23 protein-coding genes are annotated in these 23,464 nt (G+C 42.0%); 6 read left to right on the top strand and 17 right to left on the bottom strand.

The features are described from left to right. Positions 1–227 precede the first annotated feature (227 nt). From AC50Y5_RS04150 to AC50Y5_RS04140, 3 genes are all read right to left on the bottom strand, one after another. Entirely contained in the window at positions 228–1,556 is a 1,329-nt protein-coding gene (locus tag AC50Y5_RS04150; protein WP_494858595.1) for a YonV family putative phage-derived protein, read from the bottom strand. Positions 1,557–1,558: 2 nt separating this feature from the next. Next, a complete protein-coding gene (locus AC50Y5_RS04145; protein ID WP_494858594.1) occupies positions 1,559–1,747 on the bottom strand; it encodes a hypothetical protein in 189 nt (62 codons plus the stop codon). Positions 1,748–2,533: 786 nt separating this feature from the next. After that, positions 2,534–3,298: a hypothetical protein gene (locus AC50Y5_RS04140; protein WP_494858592.1), complete on the bottom strand. Its 765-nt coding sequence runs from the start codon at positions 3,296–3,298 to the stop codon at positions 2,534–2,536. Between the two features lie 1,161 nt (positions 3,299–4,459). Here AC50Y5_RS04140 and AC50Y5_RS04135 point away from each other — a divergent pair. The 3 genes from AC50Y5_RS04135 (at position 4,460) to AC50Y5_RS04125 (ending at position 6,868) form a co-directional block, all read left to right on the top strand. Beyond that, the gene (locus AC50Y5_RS04135) at positions 4,460–5,032 is read left to right on the top strand and encodes an NUMOD4 motif-containing HNH endonuclease (RefSeq protein ID WP_494858590.1); all 573 of its coding nucleotides are present in this window, start codon (positions 4,460–4,462) and stop codon (positions 5,030–5,032) included. A gap of 127 nt (positions 5,033–5,159) precedes the next feature. After that, positions 5,160–5,351: a hypothetical protein gene (locus AC50Y5_RS04130; RefSeq protein WP_494858588.1), complete on the top strand. Its 192-nt coding sequence runs from the start codon at positions 5,160–5,162 to the stop codon at positions 5,349–5,351. 83 nt (positions 5,352–5,434) lie between these two features. Beyond that, positions 5,435–6,868: a TOTE conflict system archaeo-eukaryotic primase domain-containing protein gene (locus AC50Y5_RS04125; protein ID WP_494858586.1), complete on the top strand. Its 1,434-nt coding sequence runs from the start codon at positions 5,435–5,437 to the stop codon at positions 6,866–6,868. 436 nt (positions 6,869–7,304) lie between these two features. Here the strand turns inward: AC50Y5_RS04125 and AC50Y5_RS04120 are convergent, their stop codons facing one another. Further along, the gene (locus tag AC50Y5_RS04120) at positions 7,305–8,135 is read right to left on the bottom strand and encodes an SHOCT domain-containing protein (protein WP_494858584.1); all 831 of its coding nucleotides are present in this window, start codon (positions 8,133–8,135) and stop codon (positions 7,305–7,307) included. Positions 8,136–8,498: 363 nt separating this feature from the next. Between AC50Y5_RS04120 and AC50Y5_RS04115 the strand changes: the two genes are divergently transcribed. Beyond that, positions 8,499–8,858, top strand: coding sequence for a helix-turn-helix domain-containing protein (locus AC50Y5_RS04115; RefSeq protein WP_494858582.1), 360 nt, complete (start codon positions 8,499–8,501; stop codon positions 8,856–8,858). 205 nt (positions 8,859–9,063) lie between these two features. Here AC50Y5_RS04115 and AC50Y5_RS04110 read toward each other — a convergent pair whose 3' ends face one another. Continuing rightward, positions 9,064–9,546, bottom strand: coding sequence for a hypothetical protein (locus tag AC50Y5_RS04110; protein WP_494858580.1), 483 nt, complete (start codon positions 9,544–9,546; stop codon positions 9,064–9,066). Between the two features lie 203 nt (positions 9,547–9,749). Between AC50Y5_RS04110 and AC50Y5_RS04105 the strand changes: the two genes are divergently transcribed. Together AC50Y5_RS04105 and AC50Y5_RS04100 are read left to right on the top strand one after the other, a co-directional pair. Further along, positions 9,750–9,974 (top strand): helix-turn-helix domain-containing protein, encoded by a 225-nt coding sequence (locus AC50Y5_RS04105; protein WP_494858578.1) that lies wholly within the window; start codon positions 9,750–9,752, stop codon positions 9,972–9,974. Next, complete coding sequence (locus AC50Y5_RS04100; RefSeq protein ID WP_494858576.1) at positions 9,974–10,213, top strand: hypothetical protein; 240 nt, start codon at positions 9,974–9,976, stop codon at positions 10,211–10,213. The genes AC50Y5_RS04105 and AC50Y5_RS04100 overlap by 1 nt, the downstream gene beginning before the upstream one ends. Before the next feature lie 450 nt (positions 10,214–10,663). Here AC50Y5_RS04100 and AC50Y5_RS04095 read toward each other — a convergent pair whose 3' ends face one another. The 12 genes from AC50Y5_RS04095 to folD form a co-directional block, all read right to left on the bottom strand. Then, positions 10,664–11,638: a tyrosine-type recombinase/integrase gene (locus AC50Y5_RS04095; protein ID WP_494858574.1), complete on the bottom strand. Its 975-nt coding sequence runs from the start codon at positions 11,636–11,638 to the stop codon at positions 10,664–10,666. A 161-nt stretch (positions 11,639–11,799) separates the two neighbouring features. After that, positions 11,800–12,612 (bottom strand): sporulation transcription factor Spo0A, encoded by an 813-nt coding sequence (spo0A, locus tag AC50Y5_RS04090; RefSeq protein WP_056028967.1) that lies wholly within the window; start codon positions 12,610–12,612, stop codon positions 11,800–11,802. 260 nt (positions 12,613–12,872) lie between these two features. Further along, complete coding sequence (spoIVB, locus tag AC50Y5_RS04085) at positions 12,873–14,204, bottom strand: SpoIVB peptidase (protein ID WP_200931578.1); 1,332 nt, start codon at positions 14,202–14,204, stop codon at positions 12,873–12,875. A gap of 123 nt (positions 14,205–14,327) precedes the next feature. Next, the gene (recN, locus tag AC50Y5_RS04080; protein ID WP_494858571.1) at positions 14,328–16,040 is read right to left on the bottom strand and encodes a DNA repair protein RecN; all 1,713 of its coding nucleotides are present in this window, start codon (positions 16,038–16,040) and stop codon (positions 14,328–14,330) included. Positions 16,041–16,072: 32 nt separating this feature from the next. Next, on the bottom strand, positions 16,073–16,525 hold the full coding sequence (gene ahrC / locus AC50Y5_RS04075; RefSeq protein ID WP_046231955.1) for a transcriptional regulator AhrC/ArgR: 453 nt from the start codon (positions 16,523–16,525) through the stop codon (positions 16,073–16,075). Positions 16,526–16,553: 28 nt separating this feature from the next. Continuing rightward, entirely contained in the window at positions 16,554–17,006 is a 453-nt protein-coding gene (locus tag AC50Y5_RS04070; RefSeq protein WP_056028973.1) for a hypothetical protein, read from the bottom strand. 191 nt (positions 17,007–17,197) lie between these two features. After that, entirely contained in the window at positions 17,198–18,028 is an 831-nt protein-coding gene (locus AC50Y5_RS04065; protein WP_056028976.1) for a TlyA family RNA methyltransferase, read from the bottom strand. Between the two features lie 16 nt (positions 18,029–18,044). Further along, positions 18,045–19,943: a 1-deoxy-D-xylulose-5-phosphate synthase gene (dxs, locus tag AC50Y5_RS04060; RefSeq protein WP_494858569.1), complete on the bottom strand. Its 1,899-nt coding sequence runs from the start codon at positions 19,941–19,943 to the stop codon at positions 18,045–18,047. Positions 19,944–20,058: 115 nt separating this feature from the next. Next, positions 20,059–20,973 (bottom strand): polyprenyl synthetase family protein, encoded by a 915-nt coding sequence (locus tag AC50Y5_RS04055; protein ID WP_056028980.1) that lies wholly within the window; start codon positions 20,971–20,973, stop codon positions 20,059–20,061. A gap of 3 nt (positions 20,974–20,976) precedes the next feature. Further along, the gene (xseB, locus tag AC50Y5_RS04050; RefSeq protein WP_150131581.1) at positions 20,977–21,231 is read right to left on the bottom strand and encodes an exodeoxyribonuclease VII small subunit; all 255 of its coding nucleotides are present in this window, start codon (positions 21,229–21,231) and stop codon (positions 20,977–20,979) included. Then, positions 21,203–22,585, bottom strand: a complete 1,383-nt coding sequence (gene xseA / locus AC50Y5_RS04045; protein ID WP_494858566.1) for an exodeoxyribonuclease VII large subunit — start codon at positions 22,583–22,585, stop codon at positions 21,203–21,205. The genes xseB and xseA overlap by 29 nt, the downstream gene beginning before the upstream one ends. Before the next feature lie 4 nt (positions 22,586–22,589). Beyond that, complete coding sequence (gene folD, locus AC50Y5_RS04040; RefSeq protein WP_056028984.1) at positions 22,590–23,450, bottom strand: bifunctional methylenetetrahydrofolate dehydrogenase/methenyltetrahydrofolate cyclohydrolase FolD; 861 nt, start codon at positions 23,448–23,450, stop codon at positions 22,590–22,592. Positions 23,451–23,464 lie beyond the last annotated feature (14 nt).

Here is a 23,464-nt window from a genome sequence, read left to right as displayed (position 1 = left end):
AAAGTACCGAGCTATATCGATTATTTCAAGTGCCTGACGCGGACTACGCTTCGCTCAAGTCCTTGTCACGATTCGAACGCTTCGCTTTTCGAATCGCAAGTTTATAATTCTCTTTTTGCACATCCTTAATCGAGTATTTTATCAACTTCTACTTTAAGGATTCTGATAAAAAAGCCTTGATTTTACTGGCTTTTTTCGAGGTACTTAGGAAGCCTCTTCCCTTAAACCTATACATTCCAATCGCTAGGTGGTTCATCTATGATTGCATTCTCAGGCGGCGTCTCAAAGAAATCACTGCTTAAATATTTCTCCAACAAGCCACGCATCCGACTGCTTGGTATATAAAGATTGACTGGTTCAGGGATTATTTTTCTAATTCTGCTTCGCCACAACCACTGAACAAGTTCTGACAAAGCCCAGGCATCCTGATCGACTGATACCCCATACTGTTCGAAGAATTTCTTCTCAATAGGGTTCATGAATCTGTTTATTAAATAGGCAAGGTGATACTTCTCATCAAATTTATTTGTCGCTCTGGCTGTCATAGGAACAAAAGAATCTTTAAACCCCCTTGGTCTGACTTTATTCATAATACTATGGTCGTCTTTTGATTTATTTTTTGTCTTATTCGCTTTATTTCCCTTAACAGTTGTCCACATTGATGAAGTCGTTGTGGCTTTACACTTGTTGGTCAAAAAATTATATGTGTTGTTCCTTAGTGTAATAATCAAGTCTGGATTTTTTCCGAACCAGCTAGACGATAATGCATTCCTATTATCTCCAATCTTATTCAGGCTTCCATGATAGATGTTTATTAGCGGAGCAATCTTTGTTTTGTCATGCGTGCATCTATCGACATATGGAACAAGATCGTATTTATCTTGGGTCTTACTCACAGAAAGATATCTATACTTTATCTCATGTAAATCATAGTAATAACGTTGAAACTGTGCCTTGAATAAATAAGTCAAGATGAATACATCTTGGAACATTGAAAAAATATCACATGGGAGATTCCATATTAGAGCGGAATTATCACAAAGCATGAGATTCCCTGTTTGTGCCAAATACATTATGTCATTGTATTCAGTATCATAATTAGTTTTGTCCTCTATCCAAGTTACATACTTCAACCCTCTGTCATTGGTCTTAATGTCAATAACACCTGCATCAAACAAGATATCCAAGTCATTCTTTCTGAGCGGTACCTGCCCAATGACATTCATCACTTCATCTAATATAAGCGTATAACAATTACTTCGTATCAATTCACGCGTCTCTGCATTTGCCAATTGAAACAACGCATGTGTAGTAGCAATATCTTTCCCTTCTCTTAGAAGGCGATGCAAGTCATCCAGCTTCGTTATGCCTTTATTGAAACTGGGTTCGTAGAGTTTTCTCGAATAAACTTTGTTTTTAACTCGATCAGCCTCATCTAAGAATGGAGTGACATAGATGAACTTATGAGACATAATGTCCATTTCATTCATATATTGAATAGCCCACGATGTTTTACCATATCCACATGGTGCATCTATGACATTTACTGTTATCATTTTCACATTGCTCCTTTCACAAATTGTTTAAGCCTTTTCTTGAGTTCTTCTGAGATCATATAGGACTCATTGTGCAGCCATCTGGACATATGTTCCCTTGTTACTCCACATCTTCTTGCAATGTAAGCAAATGAAGCCCCATATCTTACTTTGAACTTTATAACCGCTGCTTTCAGTTCAGTATCTGTCATAATATTTTCCTCCCCACGAAAAACGTGATCTAATTAGCAAAAATAAAACCTCCGAGATATTTTCTCGGAGGTGCTTCAATACTAAAACTGTTTTATCAAGCAGTACTTCTGCTGTTTTGGCAGATTGCTTGTTTTAACGTACTTAAAAGAGTTTAAAAAGGTTTAAACCCCGTTAAAGATACTTTAAAAGATCTCGGATTATATGTCGTGCTAATCTTTAAAGTGTTTTAACCGCGTTAAATTTCTTTAAAAGCTTACAAAGGTTTGAACCGCGCTAAAAGAGCAACTGACTTCTAGCGTTAATGAACTCTCACTAAAACCATCATATTCAATTGACCAAGACATCAACATTGTTGCAGAGGCTAAGTCTTTATCTCATGACGAACTGTTGAATGCAATTGCACAACTAAGCGATAGCGCGAAGTTTGAATTGTTGAGAATAATCAATAAAGAGTAGGGTTTCAACCCTACTCTTTTCGGTGAAAAACCCAAAAGTATGGTTTTTGACCTCACCTATATAAATAGATATATAATTATATATATAGTATTATATAAAACAGTATAATGATTCTATTTATAAAGGCGAGGTCAAATTCAGTACTTTTGGGTTTTTGATTATGAAAGACAAATAAAGTACCGTCTATCAATTTTAAGACCTCTACAAGCCTCTCAGATCGATTTTATGTCTCAGAGCATTACTTATTCCTTTTCGTCTCACAACGTCTTAAAACCCCTTCCAGATTGTCTCATGCCCAAAATAATAGCCCACGACCTCTGGTCATGGACTCATTTAATCGTATATACCTTCTCTAGCAGCTTGTTTCCAAGCAATTTTCTTCTACTTCCCAGCACTCCAATGGCTTCAAGTCGCTGCGTATATCTCTTCATTGTGCTGTCGCTGCAACCTACCATCTCACACAATGCTTGATTCGAAACCTGATAACCTTGGGGAAACTTGTCACACATCATGGCGACATAAGCGTAGATGTATAAGCCAACATGACCCAATTTATCGTCAGAGATTATCTTCATGTATCGTTTAATGTCAATTAAATGTGTATTTTGAAACGAGTAGAATGTCCCTGTATAATGCTCCTCATCGAATCTTGTCGTTGCTTTTAGCGGCAATTTGACACAGAAGCTGGGATTATGTTTCGAATCTAGATTAGGTATCCTCTTTCGCAGCTCCTTGATTGTCGCAAACTCCAATAAGTCATCATCCATATAGTAAGCAATGGGATAATCAGTCGTTGTTCTGGTATAGCCTATTACATCAAGCAGCCCCTCCTTCTTTGTTATGTAAGAGACAGCACTTTTATCGCTTGTGAATACCTTGATGATATTCTGCTGGCTGTATCTCTCTATGTCACTCCTACCAAATATCGCGTTCCTGTACAGATAGGTAGTCATATAGTAATAGGCATATGCAAAACACCTGTGATTGAAACTTTTAAAATCTGCTGCGCAAAAGTCATCGAATATCTCATTAGGCATTTGGATATTGACGCAATTCGATGTGTCGAGCCATTTTTCTAAATTAACCTTGCCCATTATACACCCTCTTATTGATATTATATAAATGCGATATTATTGTACTTTATTTCGTATTCATAGTCAATTTAACTTATAAAGGTATACTTTTAACGAAATTAAAACTCTTTAAAATCCTTTTAAACATTTTCAAACACTTTAAAACCTTTTTAAATAATTTAAAACCCTTTAAAAGATTTTAAAACTGTTTCAAACAGTTTTAACTAGATTCAAAGTGTTTTAAACTCCTTTAACCTCGTTAAAATAAATGCTATTTGCATGTTTAAAATGAGCAAAATCCCCTGAAATGAGCCGAAAATGACTCAAAAAAGCTTAAATATCGTTCAAAATGGGCAAAAATAGATCAAAAACACCCAAAATGATCGATTTCCTGTTAAATGTGTCGCTCGACACGCCTAATTACACTTAAAATGACTAGAAAAAGCGGCTGCTTAAACGGAGGATCACCCCTCAGAATGTCTAAAACCTCTCCTACGCGATTCAAGGAAAGCCTTATGTATTTATACCCTTTTGCCGACAGAGCCTTATCGTAGCCACGATAGGGGATTTGAGACGAATCGGTTCGTAAATCACCGTCGGAAGACTGAGAGTATGTGTTATGCCCTTGAGAACTAAAAATATTTCAATTTCACCTGTAAACCATCCCCCCCCACCACCTCCACACTTTTTCCATAATTATAGTTATGGAGAAAATGATTCATCCCCACTCTTAGCATGACTAGAAGCAGGCAAAGTGCAAAAAAGCGAGGTAACGATGATCGGATTCTCACATAACTTTTAAAGGTTTAAAACAATTTTAAACAGTTTCAAACTGTTTAAAAGCTCAGGTTTGATTTAACTAATCACTGACCCTATCGCATCGCAAAATATAATTGGTCATTTGCTGGGAGCAAGTAACCTCACTCACTTCGATACACAGCAAACGATTTGCCTCCCTTATATAGCTATGGTGAACTAAGTTAAAAACACACGTATCGTATAAAAATTTATGCTTGCCAAATCAAAAGAACAAATGGTGTTTACGACACTTTTAGAATTGAGAGAGTGAAAAGCAGTACATACCGCTTTTATAAGAGTGACTAATAGATAACCCTTTGCCAATATTGGCAAAGGGTATTTGTCGTTCTCTCCTCAACAATTCAATATAGAGGATGGGATATTATGAAATTTAATGAAATGAATAAGCATCAAATTGAGAATTTGCAAGGCGAAGAGTGGCTTCCAGTAGTAGGTTATGAAGAATTGTATGCTGTTTCGAATCTTGGACGCGTCAAGCATCTCAGCAATAATGCTAAAAGCAAAGAACGGATTCTGCAACCACAAATACAAAGAGATGGTTACGCAAGAGTCGATCTGTCCAAAAAAGGTCAGAAAAAGAGAATGGCTATCCATCGTCTCGTAGCCATTGCATTCATTCCTAATATAGAAAACAAAGAGCAAGTTAATCATTTGGACGCTGATAAATTGAATAATAAACTAACGAACCTTCAATGGGCAACGCGAAAAGAAAATATAGCTCATGCAATCGCCCTTGGACTAATGAAGAAAAATAACATTCCAATGATCGCTACTCACTTGGACACAGGAGAACAGCGCCAGTTTAAGTCGCAGACAGAAGCATCTAGGGAGTTGGGGGTTAGTATGAAGAATATCTCTAACACATTCAACGGAAGAATCGCGCATGTAGGTAGATGGGTATTCGAGCGTAGTTCGTTAGACCAGAAATCATCTTAACAACAAGCATGAAATTATTGAAATGTTTTATGTCGACATAGTTTGTCTTCTCATATCAACCCCTTATACGAATAATTGTGTTTGGGGTTTTCGCTTTAATTAAGTGAAGTTAAAGGAGTGAAATCAAATGAACGATAAGTATTTTTTCTGTTACTCAACAAACTTGAAGATGTTTTTAAAAAATAAAGGGTTCAGTTATATATGTTGCGCTTATCACGCAAAAACTTTAAAAATGTTCTGGCAGTTCAAACACAATCAATCTTTGCAGGATGCATTAGACAAATATCGTGAACAAGGTCTTGAGTTAAATAGGACTTAACAAGGAGACTTGTTGAGTCTTTTTTATTTAACTATACGCTGATTATTCAAAAGACAATTGATAATTCAAAGGGGCGTTCATTAATGCAAAAGGAAGTTATCAAGAAACTCAATGATCTATATATAGTACAGACTGGAAAATATTTAAAGCAATCTAAGCGGGGTTACATCACTTGCATTGCAGGGCGACCAAACAATCAAAAAAAGAAGACTCTAAAATTAAATGACTGGCACTTTGAACAACATCTAAATGGTAAGTTTACAGTTGGCACATTCAGCGGCGAACAAACAACAAGATTTATGACGTTTGACATAGATTTTCATAATAAAATAAAAGCAAAATGGATTACAGGTAAAGTTGCAAACACATTGAACGACTTGAATATCGAACATCACATCAGTTTTAGCGGCAACAAGGGTTATCATATCGATTTATTCTTTGAAGACCTAATCAAAATTGACAATGCAAAGAAATTCTTTAATCATATTATTCAAATTTCAGAGATAGTTGAACATTCTGACGCTGGCAACAAGGTTGAGTTCAGGGTTACTAGTAGCCAAGGTGTAAAGTTACCGCTAGGGATTCACCAGATGACAGGAAGGTATTGTGGATTCATTGATGATGATTTTAATGTGATGAACAAGCAACAATCAGAAGCGTATCTGCTAACTATTAACAAAATAGATAGTCATCAAGTATTAGACATACTTAAGATCAACGACACAGATAAGCAAATGATTAATACGAAAGATTTGATTAAAGTTGAAGATGCAGTAAGTCCATTCGTGCCACCAAAGAGTCACGAACATTCTGAGGTCTATTCCATTGAACTTGCACAGGATTATTTACTGAATGGATTAAAAGTTCAAGGTTCTAGGCATAAAGTAACTCTTTTAATTGCCATGTACTTAAAATACTCTGGAAACAACAAAGATGAATGTAAAAACTTGTTGTGTAGTTGGATGGATACGCAAAACCCTGATTCATATACAACCAAGTTAAGCGATTGTTACAAGGACATTGATCTAATTGTTCGAGATGTTTACGAGAAAAATTATAATCTAAGCGGTAACAATAAAGACTTGACTGTCAATATAAACGAAATGAAATGGATTATTGACCGATGCCCTGAAAAGAACCAGAAATTAATCACTTATGCAATGCTGAAACAATCTAAACGCCATGCGGATATGCAAGGCGTTTTTTATATGCCATTTTCAATGATTGAATCCGCAACAGGTGTAGTTGAGAAAACAGCAAGAAACCAAGTAAACAAATTGATTAAACTAGGTGTGATTGAAGTTGTCGCTCGTAACAGAAAGCCTCTAGGGGGCAAAGGGTTGCAACGTAATCTACCGAATCTGTATCGCTTAAACATTGATATTATTGTTGATGATTCAAATGAGTTGACGATTAATGAATCCCATGATTTCAAGGCATGCATGTTGTTTTTCTTTGACAAAAAGGAATTGAAAAAGAGGTTACCTAGAAAGCAATATGAGAGTTTGGTTAGCTGATTTTGAATATTACTTCCACATTGATGCTGTTGATATAATTAGCGCGCATACTAACTGTTAATCACTTTATATTAATTGAGTACACTATACTGTAGTGCATGTGGTTCTTATAGCCGCTGAGTTACAGACTTAAAAGAGATAAATAATCTATTGTAGGTAATATCGTACAATGATTAAATGCTAATAAGTAAATTGAATGCGAGTTCTATTGAGAAACAAGGGAGCGAAATAAATGAATATACGTTCTGCTCGATTTTGTACGTAAATCCAACTTATCCAAAAGCAGTAGTACATTATTTAGAATTTGATATGTTTTTTCATTATTATGGCGATAGGTTAACGTTAACATCATCGGTGGAAGCTGCTAGAGTTGATTCTAATTACGACTGACAAAAAACAGTAGCAGATAAAGATACCTGCTACTGTTTTTTCTTCTTTATCCTATTAGCTTTTTCTTTTGAGATTCAAACTCATCTACACTGATTATTCCCTCATCTTTAAGCTGGACAAGTTTTCTAAGTTCATCAGCAACGGACTCATTGCCTTGGAAATTGTTGCTACTCGTTGAAGTCTCTTTTCGCTTGTCCTCCTCGTCGGCTTGCCTAATAAGAACTCCAATTAGCTGATGGCAATGATACGCTGTATTGTAGCAATCTTTATATTCTTGACTGTCCTTTGGATATGCAGAAAACTCCGAATCTAAAAATGCAATCTTATGTATGGGGTTTGCAGTATCATTGACAATTACGTTCAAATAAATTTTTTTCACTTTTTCTTGGCTTGTCGTCGAACCAGAAAGCCCTCCAATCAATGCTCCAACACCGCCAGCAATTATACCACCTATTAAAACACCGCCTAATTGACTTCCCCTGTTTGTAGACGTAATACTAATACCGTCAGTCATAATCTCAGATTTCAAAATGTCATGATAGCTATATACTTTATCCTTATATGAATTAAGGGAAATGAATGATATTTGCTTGTTAGTCTCATCGATTGATAATGTAACATCTCCATTTACTGAGATGAATCTTTGTGACGACTTGTGATTGGGAATACGCTTTAATCTGTCATCCGCTTCACACTGCTTCTGTGCCATTTTCTCTTCTTCCAGTTCTTTATGTTTTTTATAACAGTACCACGAACCAATTCCAAATCCAATAAATAGAGTCCATACTGCAATTGGATTATCACCGCCACCCAATAGAATGATGATGAACATGAAAAAAGCAAAGATTGCTAATATGCCGCCAAAACCAAGATACATTTTATTCTCCCCCAAATCCATAGTATAACTTAACACTTACCCGCTTTTTTGCAAGTGTCGAGATAATCATTCATTAAATCGGTATCCTTTTTTAACTGATTTATCTCCTTATCGAGTTGTTTAACTCTTGCCTTCCGTTTATCGCTCTCTGATTCACATGCTGTTCCCAAAAGAACCAAACAAATACAAGTAAAGCTGAGTATGTAGTTCGTTATTCTCACATGTATACACCTCCGTAGTTGTAAAAACATATATCAAATATAATATCGTATATATACGATTATTTCAAAAAAACTTCTGATATATGATTATGTGAAAATCTACAATCCTTCCATACGCTTGTATGGAAGGGAAGTGATAAGAGTGTCTTCTGATTTTTTAAAATTCTTTGGTGAACGTATTCGTGTAATACGGAAAGAAAAAGGCTACACTCAAGAATCCTTATCAGAAAAAAGTGGAATACATGTTACATACATTTCGGATATTGAGCGCGGTGAACGAAACATTTCGATGGAAACAATGGAAAAAGTGATTATCGCTTTAGATGTAAGTCCTGTCGAGGTATTTAGAATTGAGGGTATTGAAGGCATCGAGGAGCGGACTGATAGACAAGAATTGATTGGAGCGCTTAACTCTCTGTTGACTGGAAGAAAAGTTGAAGAAGTACAGATGATTCTAAGACTCGCTAAGGACGTTTTAGAGACATACGATAAATTGAGATAGTACATCACCCATTCGAGTCGCTACGAATGGGTGATTCTACATTTACATATGAACATTTTCAGTTAGAATTAGCGATTCCCACATAGTGTATCACACTAAAAGCTATTAATTATATGTGTAAACCCTTGAACTAAGTCTCTATACTAGTAAAATCATCGCTATGTTCGAGGAATACTCTCTATGGCACTTCACGTTTTTACGTAACCTATTTGAATATAAGCAGCCTATCCAGCAAATACTCGATCTCATCGATTCTGTACATGCTGCGGTACTCAACAATTTTGTGGTATATCTCGTTCGCCTTTTCTTTCTTTTTCTCGAACAGAATTACTACTTTATTGAGCATCGATTGGCTCGCCTTTTTAACCAGCAGCTTTTGAATAATTTTTTCTTGAGCTGCTACATTAATATGAGGTTCATAAAAACAGCTTGTGAACTCATCGAAATCAACAAATGACTGCTTGTCCTGCATGTGCTTCTTAAATTTATGCACAAGTAGCAGACTGGTTACCGCTCCCTCTTCCTCTTCGGTTTTTAGAATGAAGTTATAGAATGCATACAATGTATCTTCATCCACGATGATGCTGCGTAGGTCGCGCAACATACTGCCTTTGAAGCCTAGTGCTGATAACACATCTCTTATTGATTGAATCTTAATTTTATCTTCTGCGGAAATCATCTTTATCAATTTACATCCTCCTAATTAAATGAATTGGTTATTCTTTCTCAGGTTACTTAACTGAATAGACATACTTTAAGAATCTTAATTAACACAAAAAAGTAGAGTTTCCATGTTTATAATGATATGATTATTATACGATCTAGCGTATATTAACTATATTATACGCTAGATCGTATAATGTCAATATAAAACATTGGAGTGATTCATATATGCTAAAGCTTCGTCTAAAACTTGATGAGATACTAAAAGAACACAAGATAACACAGAGCAAACTAGCCCAAATCATTGAAGTCAGACAAGCTACCCTTTCAGACATGTGCCGAAATGCACGAACTGAAATCAACATTCCGATAATAGAAAAGATATCAAATTATTTCGGAATCACTGATATTACTCAACTAATGGAGATTTATGAAGAAAAGGAGGAGAAATAATGATCTCAGACAAAGCACTTGCTGAATTTGGAGTCGTAAAAAGCGAAGCAGGGGTCTTCATTCCCAATGATTTCTGTTTGGTATCTCTGTTGAATTGGTATCAAAGTCAAACTAATACGCTGTCGGACGAACAACATAAAGCCATTACGGATTTTTTATTTCATTTGGAGTTGGATTTTGGAATCTGTGATGGGACAAACGGAGAATACCTGAAACAGCGGGTTGTTGAAGAAGAGTGAAACTTGGGTGATGTTATGCAAGAATTTTATACCGCTCGGCTTTCTCAACTGTTTTAGTATTACTTCAAACCTCTCGTATCGGCTGACTAGCAATTTCTCTGTCTATATCCAGCAAACATCCATGCGTGCTTCGTTCTCTGATGCTTATGAGGCGGAGATTAACATGGGTAAAATCCAGAACAAAGCCTCTGGATGATTTTGAAGTACCAATCAAATATCAAACATTTTCGAGGTGAAATTCAAGAAACCTTACCACCTCTTTCATGCAGTAAGGTTTCTCTCTTCACCTAGCCTCTGTATGCCATGCTTGATTGATTCAAGACATTCAGACGCTGAATTGCTTGTCCAAGTTCTTAAGCATGCTTAGAATGGCTTTGTGCAATCCTCATGAGCTATAGTGTAGAATGTTCATCCCCCATAACCAACAATATTCCCCTTTGATGTCTTAGCTTATATCTCCAAAAAAGCAAGCGGGCTATGCTTCTGATATTTTTTCGCAATTTCATCATCAGTAAAATCGAGATATGCCTTTTGCGTGACCTCAACGGAACTATGACCAAGTATTCGGCACAAGCTGAACCAGTCGCCATTATTCATAATGTAATACTTCGCAAAGTTGTTCCGCAGTTGATGTGGATGGATTGGCACTCCTACCCGCTCCCCTGCCTCCCTTAATGCCCTTTCATAGTTCCTTACCTCTAATTGTGTTCCTCTTGTGGTCGGAAACAGGAACGGACTCTCAGAGTAACGATCTTTGTATCGCATCCATTGTTTCATTTCATTTGCCGATTTGAATGAGAAGTAAACATATCTTTCTTGCCCATTCTTAGGGTTCCTAATAAGAATAGACTTATGCTTGAAATCAAAATCTTCTGGTTGAAGGCTCAAACATTCCCCAATCCTCATTCCTGTGTCGAGGAGGATTCGTGTAATCGCATAGTTCCTGTATCCATGAAATGCTGACGTATCGAACTGACCTAGCACCTTCTTAATTTCTGCTGGTGTCAGTGTTTTCTTAACCTTACGCTGTACTTTCGGATTTTCTACACTCTCAACAGGATTCTTTGGTATCTCTCGCTCAACCTCATACAAATAATTGAAGAACACTTTGATGTTACGAACGTAATTTGCTATTGTCGTCATTGATATATCTTTCTTATAGTCAGTTCGATTTTCGGGATGATTCTTATCCTTGGACTCCACTTTATTTACAACGGTGTATTTACCCCTCTCACGTAAGTACTTGATGTACTGTCGGATATGACCAGACTGAACCTTCTTTACTTCCTCAATCTGAAACTGTTCAAGCAAGTACTTTCCGAACAGCTTCAACGTCTGCTCATAACTTGCCAAGGTTTTACGCGAAAGGTTTTTGGATAAACAGTAAAGCATGAAATTATCCAGTTGAAAGTCAAAATCGATCATAAGAAATACCACTTATTTATTGGTTTCGAAGAACCAATAAATAAGTGGTATCAGCTGGTTTGCTATTCAAAAGTTTATCGGTTCAAATTACCCATTTTCGGATATTTATAGCCATCCCTGTTTTTGACATTGACACTCTCAAACCCTTGATACAACAGCAATTAACTCACCTTATGCTCAATCCGCAGCTTATCGGCAACCATCGCTATAAATTCGGAGTTCGTTGGTTTCGACTTGCTAATATTAATCGTATAGCCAAACAGGTGGCTGATGCTGTCGATGTTGCCGCGCGTCCAAGCGACTTCAATAGCGTGGCGAATCGCTCGTTCGACGCGGGAAGGTGTCGTTTTGAATTTTTCGGCGATTGCTGGATATAGCGTTTTTGTAATCGCACCCAAAATTTCGATATTGTTATACACCATTGTGATAGCTTCGCGCAAATACTGGTAGCCTTTAATATGAGCAGGCACGCCAATTTCATGAATGATGCTTGTAATATTGGCATCCAGATTTTTGCCTTTAGCAAGCGGAACAACATTCGATTTCACTGTTGACGAACTCGAATTGTAAGAAGATGATGCCGAGTACGAAGAATTCCCGAACAGCTGGCGAATCCGGTTAGCCAAAATATCCATATCAAATGGCTTAAGAATATAATAAGAAGCACCCAATTGAACTGCTTTTTGTGTAATATTTTCTTGACCAAAGGCGGTCAACATAATGATTTTAGGCATTGGCGAGATATTCATTTCCCGCAAGCGCTCCAAAACGCCAAGTCCGTCCAAATGAGGCATAATAATATCAAGAATGAGTACATCCGGTATTTTACGGGATTCTTCCAAGTGCCTCAGCACTTCTTCACCGTTATACGCTACACCACTCACATTCATATCACTTTGATCGGATATGTATTCCGATAACAAATTAGTAAATTCTCTGTTGTCATCTGCCAATAATACATCAATTTTTTGCAAGATATTATCCTCCCTCAAATGATAATCCAATTTTCACTCTTGAACCTTCCCCTAGTTGTCTTGAGTAACATTTTCGACACGCTGATATAAATTCCTTCTGTCGAAAATTATTTTTCTTTATTTTTTTTCGCAATACCGTTATACTGATTATTTATTTACAATTAGCGCTTCGTTTCGCTGAGTTTCGACAAAAGAAGGTGTCCAACAAAAGTAAAACAACCGCCTGCAGCGTATTCGCTCCCTGCCGCTGGCGGTTGTTTTTATGCTGCCGTTTGACTGCCTTGCTGCAATGTAGATTTTAATAACACCCCTGCATCTTGAAGCATCCATTCAATGAAACATCCATAACCCGATGTAGGGTCATTTACGAACACATGGGTCACCGCTCCAACCAGCTTGCCATTTTGAATGATGGGGCTGCCCGACATACCTTGTACAATGCCACCTGTTTTATCAAGCAGACGCTTGTCCGTTATTTTAATAACCATTCCTTTAGTTGCCGGACTGTTCTGCTTCATAACATGAGCAATTTCAATATCAAATTTCTCAACCTTTTGACCATTTACTACGGTATAAATTTGAGCGGTGCCTTCAGCTACTTCCTCAGCAAAAGCAACCGGCATCGCATTGCTGTTATAGCTGTGGGTAGGATTTTCATTCATTTTGCCAAAAATGCCAAATGGGGTGTTTCGTTCCACATTGCCGAGCACTTTACTTTCCTTCACAAAATGGGCCCTTTTTTCGCCTGGCTCGCCATTTTGGCTTTTGTTAATCGACGTTACGCTGGATTGAAGAATTTGGCCATCACCAACTTCAATAGCTGTTTGCGTGTCCATATCTGTAATGACATGTCCAAGCGCGCCGTAAACGCCCTGATCAGGGGCATAAAACGTCAGTGTGCCTACACCGGCAGCTGAGTCGCGTATATAAAGCCCTAGCCGCCACGTTCGATCCTCAGCATCATAAGAAGGATTCAAAACGGTTTTGCCTAAATGCCCGCCTCGCTTATATACAATATCAAGCGCTTTCTTGTTGTTGCCTGCATGATCAACGAGCTCTGCAACTTTCCTAACTTCAGAAACCTTTTGACCATTGATCTTGACGATTAAATCGCCCAGACGCAATCCTGCGAGCTCACCTGGAGATTGTTTACTGCCATTCTGACTAGTCACTTGATGATGACCGACGACTAAAATTCCGGCTGACTTCACCTTGACCCCAATGGTTTGACCACCAGGAATGACCTTTAAATCAGGTACAACATTGACTTTCACCGTCTTGAAAGGAATTTTACCGAATAATTTCACTTTCATCCTCGTCTCGCCGCTTTGCTGCGAATGTAAGGATAGCGGTTCGTTCAAATTGACTGATAAAGACCGGGTCGATGAGCCATTCACTTGAAGCATACGCGGGTCCACCGTAACTTGAGCATGAACAGGAACTCCATATTGTAATCGTTTCGATTGGCCAGTGAACAAACGCAGTTCATTCGGGATTGAGGCTAAGTGCTGAAACGGTGTGGAGAAGCCTACCATGCAAATCAAAATCACGAGAACCAGACCGAACCATCTCTTCCTCTTGCTGGAGTTCAATGATTTCACGCTCCCTGTAATTCCATCGCATGACGATAAAGGATTAATCGCCATTGGCGTACCTTTAAGTTACCCCGCCCCCACCGTTTTATGACCACAAAAAACTTCCCTTAATGCCCTCCATTAGGCTCCTTTCTGCCGCAATGCCAAATCAAGCATTTCTTGTGCATGATGTCTCGTTTTCTCGGTCACTTCAACCCCGCCCAACATGCGGGCTAGCTCCTCTATTCGGGTATTGCTCATAATTTCTTTAATGGAGGTAGCTGTACGTTGATTAACGACTTGCTTGCGAATTTCATAATGGTGATCAGCCATACAAGCTACTTGCGGTAAATGCGTGATCGAGAAAATTTGGCAACGACGCGATAGTTGGGAAAGCTTCTCCGCAATCGATTGAGCTGCACGTCCGCTAACACCTGTATCCACCTCGTCAAATACGAGTACTGGAATTTGGTCATGCTCAGCAAATATCGCTTTCAGAGCCAGCATAACGCGCGACATCTCGCCGCCTGATGCGATTTTATTCAATGGCTTAAGCGGCTCTCCAGGGTTCGGAGCCAGCATAAATACCGCTTCGTCACAGCCATTGCTATTAAGCACAACAGCGGTTTCCTTTTGATCGTGCTGCTTGATTATGTCCATTTGTACAGAAAAAATCGTGTTAGGCATTTGCAGTTGACGCAGCTCGCGCTCAATGGACTCAGCCAATCGTGTAGATGCATGATTGCGCAGCTTGGACAACTCCTCAGCAAGTTCAAGTGCTGACTTATACAACGTTGCTTCGCTATTACGCAGTTTTTCTAAATAGTCATCGCGGTTTTCGATCTTGTCGCGTTCCACGACGATGCTTTTATAATAAACGAGAATATCCTCAATGCTCTCGCCATATTTGCGTTTCAAACCATGAATGAGATCGAGACGATCTTCGATAGTCGCAAGCTGCTCTGGATCTGATTCAATGGTATCTCTGTAATCTCTAAGTTGAAAAGCGGCATCCTCAGCTTGATAATATGCCGATTGGAGCTGTTCCAGCAATGGCCCAACAATAGTGGGATCATATGTCTGAATATCCGAAAGCTTAATAATCGCTTTGTTTAAAGCATCCAAGCCAGCATCGCCATACAATAAAGAATATGCTTCGGTTACATTGTCCATCCGTTTGCTGGCGAATTGCAGCTTGCGTTTCTCTTCAGCCAAGCTTTCATCTTCTCCAACCTTGAGCTGGGCATTTGAAATTTCTTCGATTTGAAAACGGTACAAGTCCAGCATTTGCACATTATGGCGTGCTGAATCTTCAAGCTCACGCAGCGCCGCTCTTGCCTGCTGCAGCTCTTTATATACCGCTTTATAAGTCTGCTTGCGCTCAATGAGCAGGTCACCTGCGAACATGTCAAGCCATTCCAAATGCCTCTCTGTGCGCAGTAAAGATTGATGCTCATGCTGACCATGAATATTAACTAAGCATTCTCCAATTTCACGAAGCATCGTCATAGTAACCAGCTGTCCATTCACTCGGCTGCTGCTTTTGCCTTGGGAAGTGAGCTCACGACGAATGACGAGCATCTCGTCATGTGATGCCTCTACCCCTAGTCTCTCCAGCACATGCCATACGGGATGCATCCGCGGCAAATCAAACATCGCATCCATTTCCGCCTTCTGACAGCCATACCTGACCATATCTGCGGAGCCTCGTCCTCCAACAATTAAGCTAAGCGCGTCAATAATGATGGATTTACCCGCTCCCGTCTCCCCCGTCAAAACATGAAAGCCATGGTGGAACGAAACCGTCACCTGCTCAACTACAGCTAAATTTCGAATGGACAGCTCTCGCAACATAAACTGATGCCTCCTAAAATTGGTATGTTAGTTTAGTTCAACAGCTCCAGCAACCTTTCTACAACCTCATTGCTTTGAGCTTTCGTGCGGCAAATGATCAAAATCGTATCATCTCCGCAAATGGTTCCCATTACTTCCTGCCATTCCATATTGTCCAGCAGCGCGCAGATCGTATTGGCTGTGCCCGGCAAACACTTCATTACGACAAGATTGTCTGTAAAATCGATGTTCACGAAGTGATCGAGCAGTGCCCGCTTGAGCTTGTGAATCGGATTGATCCGTTGTTTCTCCTGCGGCAATGAATATCTATATCGGCCATCCTCTGCTGGAACTTTAATGAGCATTAGCTCCTTAATATCACGTGATACTGTAGCTTGCGTTACCTGCAATCCGGTATTGCGAAGCGCTTCAACTAGCTCCTCCTGCGTCTCCACAACCTGATTCGTAATTATTTCCTTGATTTTAAATTGACGTATCCCTTTCATAAATAAAGCGCCTCCCAAACATGCTATTCTACAACTGAAAAACAACTTTTCTAATGGAGCGTTCCTTCACATTAATAAACAGGATGCCCTGGCATTTCGGCAGCAACAACGCGTATACAAGCAGCCTGTCTCTTATTCCGCTTCCCGTCCAATCCATCGGCATACGATCCCTTGCAGTCTTCACGATGTATAACTCTCCGTCAAGTTCTGCAATATAATCAATATACAAACGGCTGTCCAGTTCTTGGCCATCCAGGTCAATCTGAATGGGAATTCGGTGTTTGCCTGAGACGACATGATAGCCACTCTGTTCAAGAAACAAAATGTTCTCATCATTCGGATCAAGCGGGACACCTTTACCAAGCTTCAAGCGGTTGAAGGAGGCTGGCTCATGAAGCCAGCGATGAAACAATCGAAACAACCACAGGATTAACAAGGCTGAGGCAACTAGCATAATTAACCAGTCACCGTATTTGTCCATATGCAACCCTCCATCCAAAACATCCATATATGTAATGGTTCGAGATGGAGGGTGCATATTCCTGTCAATGTTTATAAAGCGAACGCATGTTTGGTTGAGTTCAGTGTATCAAAAAAGACCCAACTCTGTAAAGCAAAAAATAGGGGAACACCCGATCGCCTTAGCGATGCAGGCATTCCCCTCGCAGCTTGCTACTGTTTTTCAGCGGAAAAGGTGCCGCTCGCCTGCTTGACGAGCTCCATAATTGCCGCATCATCGGGAACCTGCTGATTAGGCTGGTTTTCCCAAATCCAGTAAGCCAAAAATTCAATATTGCCTTCTCCGCCTGTAATAGGAGAAAAGGAAAGATCACGCAGCGTATAACCCATCTCAGCGGCCGCCAGCGTTACATGCCTCAGCACCTCTGCATGCACCTTCGAATCCCTTATAACACCTGATTTCCCTACTTTATCGCGCCCTGCCTCAAATTGCGGTTTGATCAATGCCATCACGCCTGAGCCCGGATCAATCAATCCCGAAAGTGCAGGCAAAATGAGCTTCAATGAGATAAACGAAACATCAATGGTAGCAAAAGTAGGCTTGGGCCCAAGCAGTTCCTCAGGCTTCATATAACGGAAGTTAACACGCTCCATGACGTTCACGCGTGGGTCTTGGCGAAGCGACCAATCCAGCTGATTATAGCCGACGTCAATGGCATAGACGTATTCCGCTCCATTTTGCAAAGCGCAATCTGTAAAGCCGCCTGTTGAAGCACCAATGTCCAGCATCGTACGTCCAACGAGATCCAGCTCAAAGGCGCGAATTGCCTTCTCCAGCTTTAAGCCCCCACGACTGACATAGGCATGAATAGCCCCTTTTACTTTAATATCCGCCGTGCGGGCAACTTTCATTCCGCTCTTGTCGATCGGTTCGTTATCCACCAGAACAAGGCCTGCCATTAGCGCTTTCTTCGCCTTCTCCCTGCTTTCATAAAAACCGCGCTCGACGAGCAGCACATCTATTCGTTCTTTAGGTGTCGTCATTCTTTTACCTAGCCTTCTAATGCTGTCCGGTTACGCGCATTTTACTGCGAGGATGCATGTTTTTAAGCTCAGCTGCTATGCGTTCGCCCGTCAGGCCAACTTCAGCGCGCTGTTCTTTAATGGAACCATGTTCAATAAACTGGTCCGGAATACCAACGATACGAATCGGCAAACCATAAATGCCGCGCAGCGAATAAAATTCAAGAATCGCACTGCCCAAGCCGCCAAGCTCCGCGCCTTCTTCCAGCACGATGATGTTTTTACCTTCATTCGCAAGTGACAGAAGCATTTTCTCATCCATCGGCTTAATAAAACGTGCGTTTACAATGCGGACATTCATGCCGTCGCGCTTCAGCAGATCCGCTGCTTCTTCCGCCACTTGAAGCATGGGGCCAATAGCAATAATAACGGCTGAATCGCCTTCGCGAACCGTCTCCCATGAGCCTATAGGCAGCGGCAGAAGCTCAGCATCAATCGTTACGCCAAGTCCATTGATCCGCGGATAACGGACTGCAATCGGACCATCATTATAATTAACCGCCGTCTTCATCATCCGGCGAAGCTCATTTTCATCCTTAGGCATCATTAAGACCAGATTCGGCACATGGCGCAGGAAGGGAATATCATACACGCCATGATGGGTTTCTCCATCGGGACCTACAAAGCCTGCACGGTCGATAGCAAAAATAACATTCAGGTTCTGGCGGCAAATATCATGCACAACCTGATCATAAGCCCTTTGCAGGAAGGTAGAATAAACGGCAAATACCGGCTTCATTCCTTCGATCGCAAGTGCTGCAGACATCGTCGCCGCGTGCTGCTCGGCAATACCTACGTCGATCATGCGGCCTGGAAAACGCGCTGCGAATTCCATTAATCCCGATCCACCCGGCATAGCAGGTGTAACCGCTACGATACGCTTATCCTTCTCTGCGAGCTCAATCAGCACATCGCCAAATACTTGCGTATACATAGGCGAGCCAACGGCCTTGACGACCTGACCTGATTCGATTTTGTAGGGGGAGATGCCATGCCATTTATGGGAATCTGCTTCAGCAGGAGAGTAGCCTTTCCCCTTCACCGTCACGACATGCACAAGAACAGGGCCTGGAACTGAATCAGCCTGACGGAAAATATCAAGCAGCTGCTCCATATCATGCCCGTCAACCGGTCCTAAATAAGTAAGACCGAATTGTTCAAAAAGAATGCCCGTTACGAGCAAATATTTCAGGCTGTCTTTAAACTTTTCTGCCGTCTTGGCCAGCTTCCCGCCGACAGCAGGAATTTTGTTCAAGAAATGCTGCAGCTCTTCCTTCGCTTTCTGGTAATGGCGGTCTGAGCGAATTTTGCCCAAATATTGATGCATCGCGCCGACATTTGGCGCAATAGACATCTCATTGTCGTTCAGCACGACAATCATTTTCTTCTTTTCATGGCCGATATGATTAAGCGCCTCGAAGGCCATGCCGCCAGTCAAGGCTCCGTCGCCAATGACGGCTACGACACGATTGTCTTCGCCTTTAAAATCTCGCGCCATCGCCATGCCGATTGCTGCAGACAGCGATGTGCTGCTATGTCCAGCTTCCCACACATCGTGCTCGCTCTCGTCGCGTTTCACAAACCCGCACATGCCTTTATATTGACGCAACGAATCGAAGCGATCCATGCGCCCTGTTAAAATTTTATGCACATAAGATTGATGGCCTACATCAAATACAAATTTGTCATTCGGGCTGTCAAATAAATAATGCAGAACGAGCGTTAGCTCCACAACTCCCAGATTGGAAGCAAGGTGACCACCCGTAACGGAAAGCTTCTCAATGAGAAACTGGCGCACTTCGCTTGCAAGCTGCTCCAGCTCTTTCTTGGATAACCCTTTTAAATCCTGAGGCCCGTTTATATGTTCAAGCAGCACAGTACTTCCTCGCTTTCGCGAACAGCAGCCTTCACTGTTCAATAGACGTCAAAATATTTAAACTATTATAACATAGGCATTGTTTTTTTCCCAATCCCCAAGGCATTAGAGCGAATTAATGATCCCTCTGCACCAGATAATCGGCGATTTGCAGCAGTCTGTCCGGTGCTGCAAGTCCTGCATCAAGCACAGCCGACTTCGCGTCCTGCGTCAAACGCTCTACTTGAGCCTTGCTCTCCTCAAGCCCCATCAGATAGGGATAGGTTACTTTTTGTTGCTCGACATCGCTGTTCGTCTTCTTGCCAAGCTTGCTCTCATCGCCAATCAAATCTAGAATGTCATCTTGAATTTGAAAAGCCAGCCCAATATTGCGGCCATATTGCTCGAGCAGCTTGATTTGCGCTTCTGTAGCACCGCCAATACGTGCGCCAGCTGTAACAGAGAACACAACCAAATCTCCGGTTTTGTGCAAATGAATATATTCAAGCTCTGCAAGCGACGTGATGCCCTGCTCACCCAGCATATCTGCTACTTGCCCGCCAACCATGCCTCTGGCTCCGGCAAGCATTGCCAAATCTTCCACGATATCGAGTGCAACCTGTGCACTGACACCACCAGCTTTAGCCGCTTTAGGAATTAAATGAAACGCATGGGTCAGCAGCGCGTCACCAGCCAAAATCGCCATCGCCTCTCCGTACACCTTATGATTCGTGAGCTTGCCGCGGCGGTAATCGTCATCATCCATCGCTGGCAAATCATCATGGATTAAGGAGTACGTATGTATGCATTCAATTGCGCATGCAACAGGCAAAGCTTTGCTCACCGTATCTTCATTACCGCTAATAGCCTCAGCTACTGCAAGCACAAGAGCGGGCCGCAAGCGTTTTCCACCTGCTTCAAGGGAATACATCATGGATTCACGGAGCTTATCCGGAACCTGCCACTGCGCAGGCAGCACTTCGGTCAGTGCTTGTTCTACGATGGCGGCGCATTGCGCCAAATAGGATTTTACCAAAACCGTGTCGCTCAAGCGTTATTCTCCTTTGTCTTCGCTCGGTGGAGCAAACGTTTTTTTCTGAAAGCCCTGCTCTGTCTCAATAAGTGTCTCGATCTTCTGCTCCACCTGCTCCAGCTTGCCACTGCACAGCTTCGACAGACGCATGCCCTCTTGAAATAGATCAATCGCTGTTTCCAGCGGAACATCGCCGTTTTCAAGCTTTTCTACAATCGTGTCAAGCTGCTCCATTGCCTGTTCAAAACTAAGCTCGGCTGCTTCCTTTTTTGCCACTGCTGCTCTCTCCTTCCAACGACGATACTTCGCAGGTCATCTGCCCATCTGCTAGTTTAACCTTTACGGTATCCCCTGCCTTCACATCTGCTACTGACTTGACCAAGCGCTGCTCCGATTCTTCATAAACTAACCCGTATCCTCTCGCCATTACCTTCAGCGGACTAAGCGCATCAAGCTGGCGTATGGAGCTATGAAGCTTAAGCTGCTTCTCCTGCAGCGTTTGCTGGATAATCTGTTCCAGCCGTTTCGAAGTTCCTTTGAGCCTGCTTGCCGCAAACTGCACGCGCTGCCCTGGATGATGCCCGGCAAGCGTCGCTTGCAAACGCTCCAGCCTGCTTCGCCCGCGATGTGCTGCCTTTTGCGTCCGCTGGCGCAAGCGTTCCTCCAGCAGATCAAGACGCTGCGCCTGCTCCAGCAAATATTTGCGAGGATAAAGAAAAAATGGCGAACGGCGCACACGCGCAAGCTGCTCCTTGCGGCTGCGAATGACCTGGCGCAGCGATTGCTCCAATTGCTGGCGCTGCCTGCTTAAATGCTTCTCCAGCTCGGCTGCATGCGGTACGGCCAGCTCGGCCGCTGCCGTAGGCGTCGCCGCCCGCAAGTCTGCAACGAAGTCAGCAATCGTGTAATCGGTCTCATGGCCGACGGCGCTAATGATTGGAATAGCGGATGCCGCTATGCTGCGCGCTACCTGCTCTTCATTAAACGCCCAGAGCTCTTCAAGCGAGCCGCCGCCGCGCCCTACAATTAATACGTCGATTTCTCCAAAACGGTTCATTGCTTCTATTGCATGTGAAATGGAAGGTGCTGCTTGCGCTCCTTGCACTAAAACCGGATAAACATAAATACGCGCAGCAGGATAGCGGCGCTGCAGCGTAATCATCATATCGCGGACTGCTGCCCCTGTCGGCGAAGTAATCAGACCGATCGCCCCAGGAAAGCGTGGAATCGGGCGTTTGCGCTCAGCGGCAAACAGCCCTTCTTCCTCCAGCTTGCTCTTCAGCTGCTCGAAAGCGAGGTACAAGCTCCCAATACCATCTGGCTGCATGGCAGAAACATAAAATTGATAGTTGCCATCCCGCTCATAGACAGAAATGTTTCCGCGCGCCATCACTTTAGCGCCTTCACGAGGAATAAAAGGCAGCCGCTGGTTATGCGATGCAAACATGACGCATTTCAACCGACTGTCTTTATCCTTGAGTGTAAAATACATATGGCCGCTGGAATGATGCGTAAAATTAGATATTTCTCCGCGCAGCCATACATCGCCAAGCACAGCGTCCGAGTCCATTTTCATCCGGATATATCGGTTAATGTCCTTTATCGAATAAACCCGCGGCTGTTCTTTCATCGCCTTACTCTCCGATTCCGTTTGCGCGTTTGGCTGCCTTAATCGTGTTCTGGATCAGCATCGTAATCGTCATCGGACCAACGCCGCCCGGTACTGGCGTAATATAACCAGCTGTTTCCAGGCAATCCTCGTAATCCACATCGCCCGCCAGCTTGCCATCAGGCAAACGGTTAATGCCAACATCAATAACGACTGCTCCTGGCTTCACAAACTTGCTGTCAATCGCTTTCGCTTTGCCAATGGCTACGACAAGAATGTCCGCCTGCTTTGCGATCTCTTCCATGTTGGCTGTTTTGGAATGGCAGATCGTCACCGTGGCATGCTCTCTAAGCAGCAGCATTGCGACTGGCTTTCCGACAATATTGCTTCTTCCAATGACAACGGCATGCTTGCCTGCAATATTAACGCCGCTGCGTTTAATCAGTTCAATAACGCCCGCTGGCGTACATGGCAGCAAGCTGTCATCGCCTATTACGAGATTACCCACACTTTCCGGATGGAAGCCGTCTACGTCCTTTTCCACGCGAATCGCGTCGATAACGGCTTTCTCGTTAATATGTTTAGGCAGCGGCAGCTGCACCAAAATACCATTAATGGTATCCTGAACATTAAGCTTGGCGATCAGCGCCAAAACTTCCTCTTCCGATGCCGATTCAGCCAGTCGGTGAACCTCGGAATATAACCCCAACTGCTGGCAGGCTTTTTCCTTGGAACCGACGTATACTTTAGAAGCAGGATCATCTCCAACCAATACAACTGCAAGACCCGGAACAACACCCTTTTCTTTAAGCGAAGCTGTATCTGCCCCAATTTCCTCACGAATAAGATCCGAAATCTGTTTGCCTAAAATGATATGTGCGCTCATAATGTGTCGCTCCC

This window comes from Paenibacillus sp. JT22N7 (assembly GCF_059383875.1).
The sequence above is the reverse complement of the archived record's forward strand: the minus strand, read 5'-3'. Positions and strand labels throughout refer to the sequence as shown.

Coding starts and splice junctions, on each gene's coding strand:
- AC50Y5_RS04150 (WP_494858595.1), bottom strand. CDS start 1,556: ATGATAACAGTAAATGTCATAGATGCACCATGTGGATATGGTAAAACA.
- AC50Y5_RS04145 (WP_494858594.1), bottom strand. CDS start 1,747: ATGACAGATACTGAACTGAAAGCAGCGGTTATAAAGTTCAAAGTAAGA.
- AC50Y5_RS04140 (WP_494858592.1), bottom strand. CDS start 3,298: ATGGGCAAGGTTAATTTAGAAAAATGGCTCGACACATCGAATTGCGTC.
- AC50Y5_RS04135 (WP_494858590.1), top strand. CDS start 4,460: ATGAAATTTAATGAAATGAATAAGCATCAAATTGAGAATTTGCAAGGC.
- AC50Y5_RS04130 (WP_494858588.1), top strand. CDS start 5,160: ATGAACGATAAGTATTTTTTCTGTTACTCAACAAACTTGAAGATGTTT.
- AC50Y5_RS04125 (WP_494858586.1), top strand. CDS start 5,435: ATGCAAAAGGAAGTTATCAAGAAACTCAATGATCTATATATAGTACAG.
- AC50Y5_RS04120 (WP_494858584.1), bottom strand. CDS start 8,135: ATGTATCTTGGTTTTGGCGGCATATTAGCAATCTTTGCTTTTTTCATG.
- AC50Y5_RS04105 (WP_494858578.1), top strand. CDS start 9,750: ATGCTAAAGCTTCGTCTAAAACTTGATGAGATACTAAAAGAACACAAG.
- AC50Y5_RS04100 (WP_494858576.1), top strand. CDS start 9,974: ATGATCTCAGACAAAGCACTTGCTGAATTTGGAGTCGTAAAAAGCGAA.
- AC50Y5_RS04095 (WP_494858574.1), bottom strand. CDS start 11,638: ATGATCGATTTTGACTTTCAACTGGATAATTTCATGCTTTACTGTTTA.
- recN (WP_494858571.1), bottom strand. CDS start 16,040: ATGTTGCGAGAGCTGTCCATTCGAAATTTAGCTGTAGTTGAGCAGGTG.
- ahrC (WP_046231955.1), bottom strand. CDS start 16,525: ATGAAAGGGATACGTCAATTTAAAATCAAGGAAATAATTACGAATCAG.
- AC50Y5_RS04070 (WP_056028973.1), bottom strand. CDS start 17,006: ATGGACAAATACGGTGACTGGTTAATTATGCTAGTTGCCTCAGCCTTG.
- AC50Y5_RS04065 (WP_056028976.1), bottom strand. CDS start 18,028: ATGACGACACCTAAAGAACGAATAGATGTGCTGCTCGTCGAGCGCGGT.
- xseA (WP_494858566.1), bottom strand. CDS start 22,585: ATGAAAGAACAGCCGCGGGTTTATTCGATAAAGGACATTAACCGATAT.
- folD (WP_056028984.1), bottom strand. CDS start 23,450: ATGAGCGCACATATCATTTTAGGCAAACAGATTTCGGATCTTATTCGT.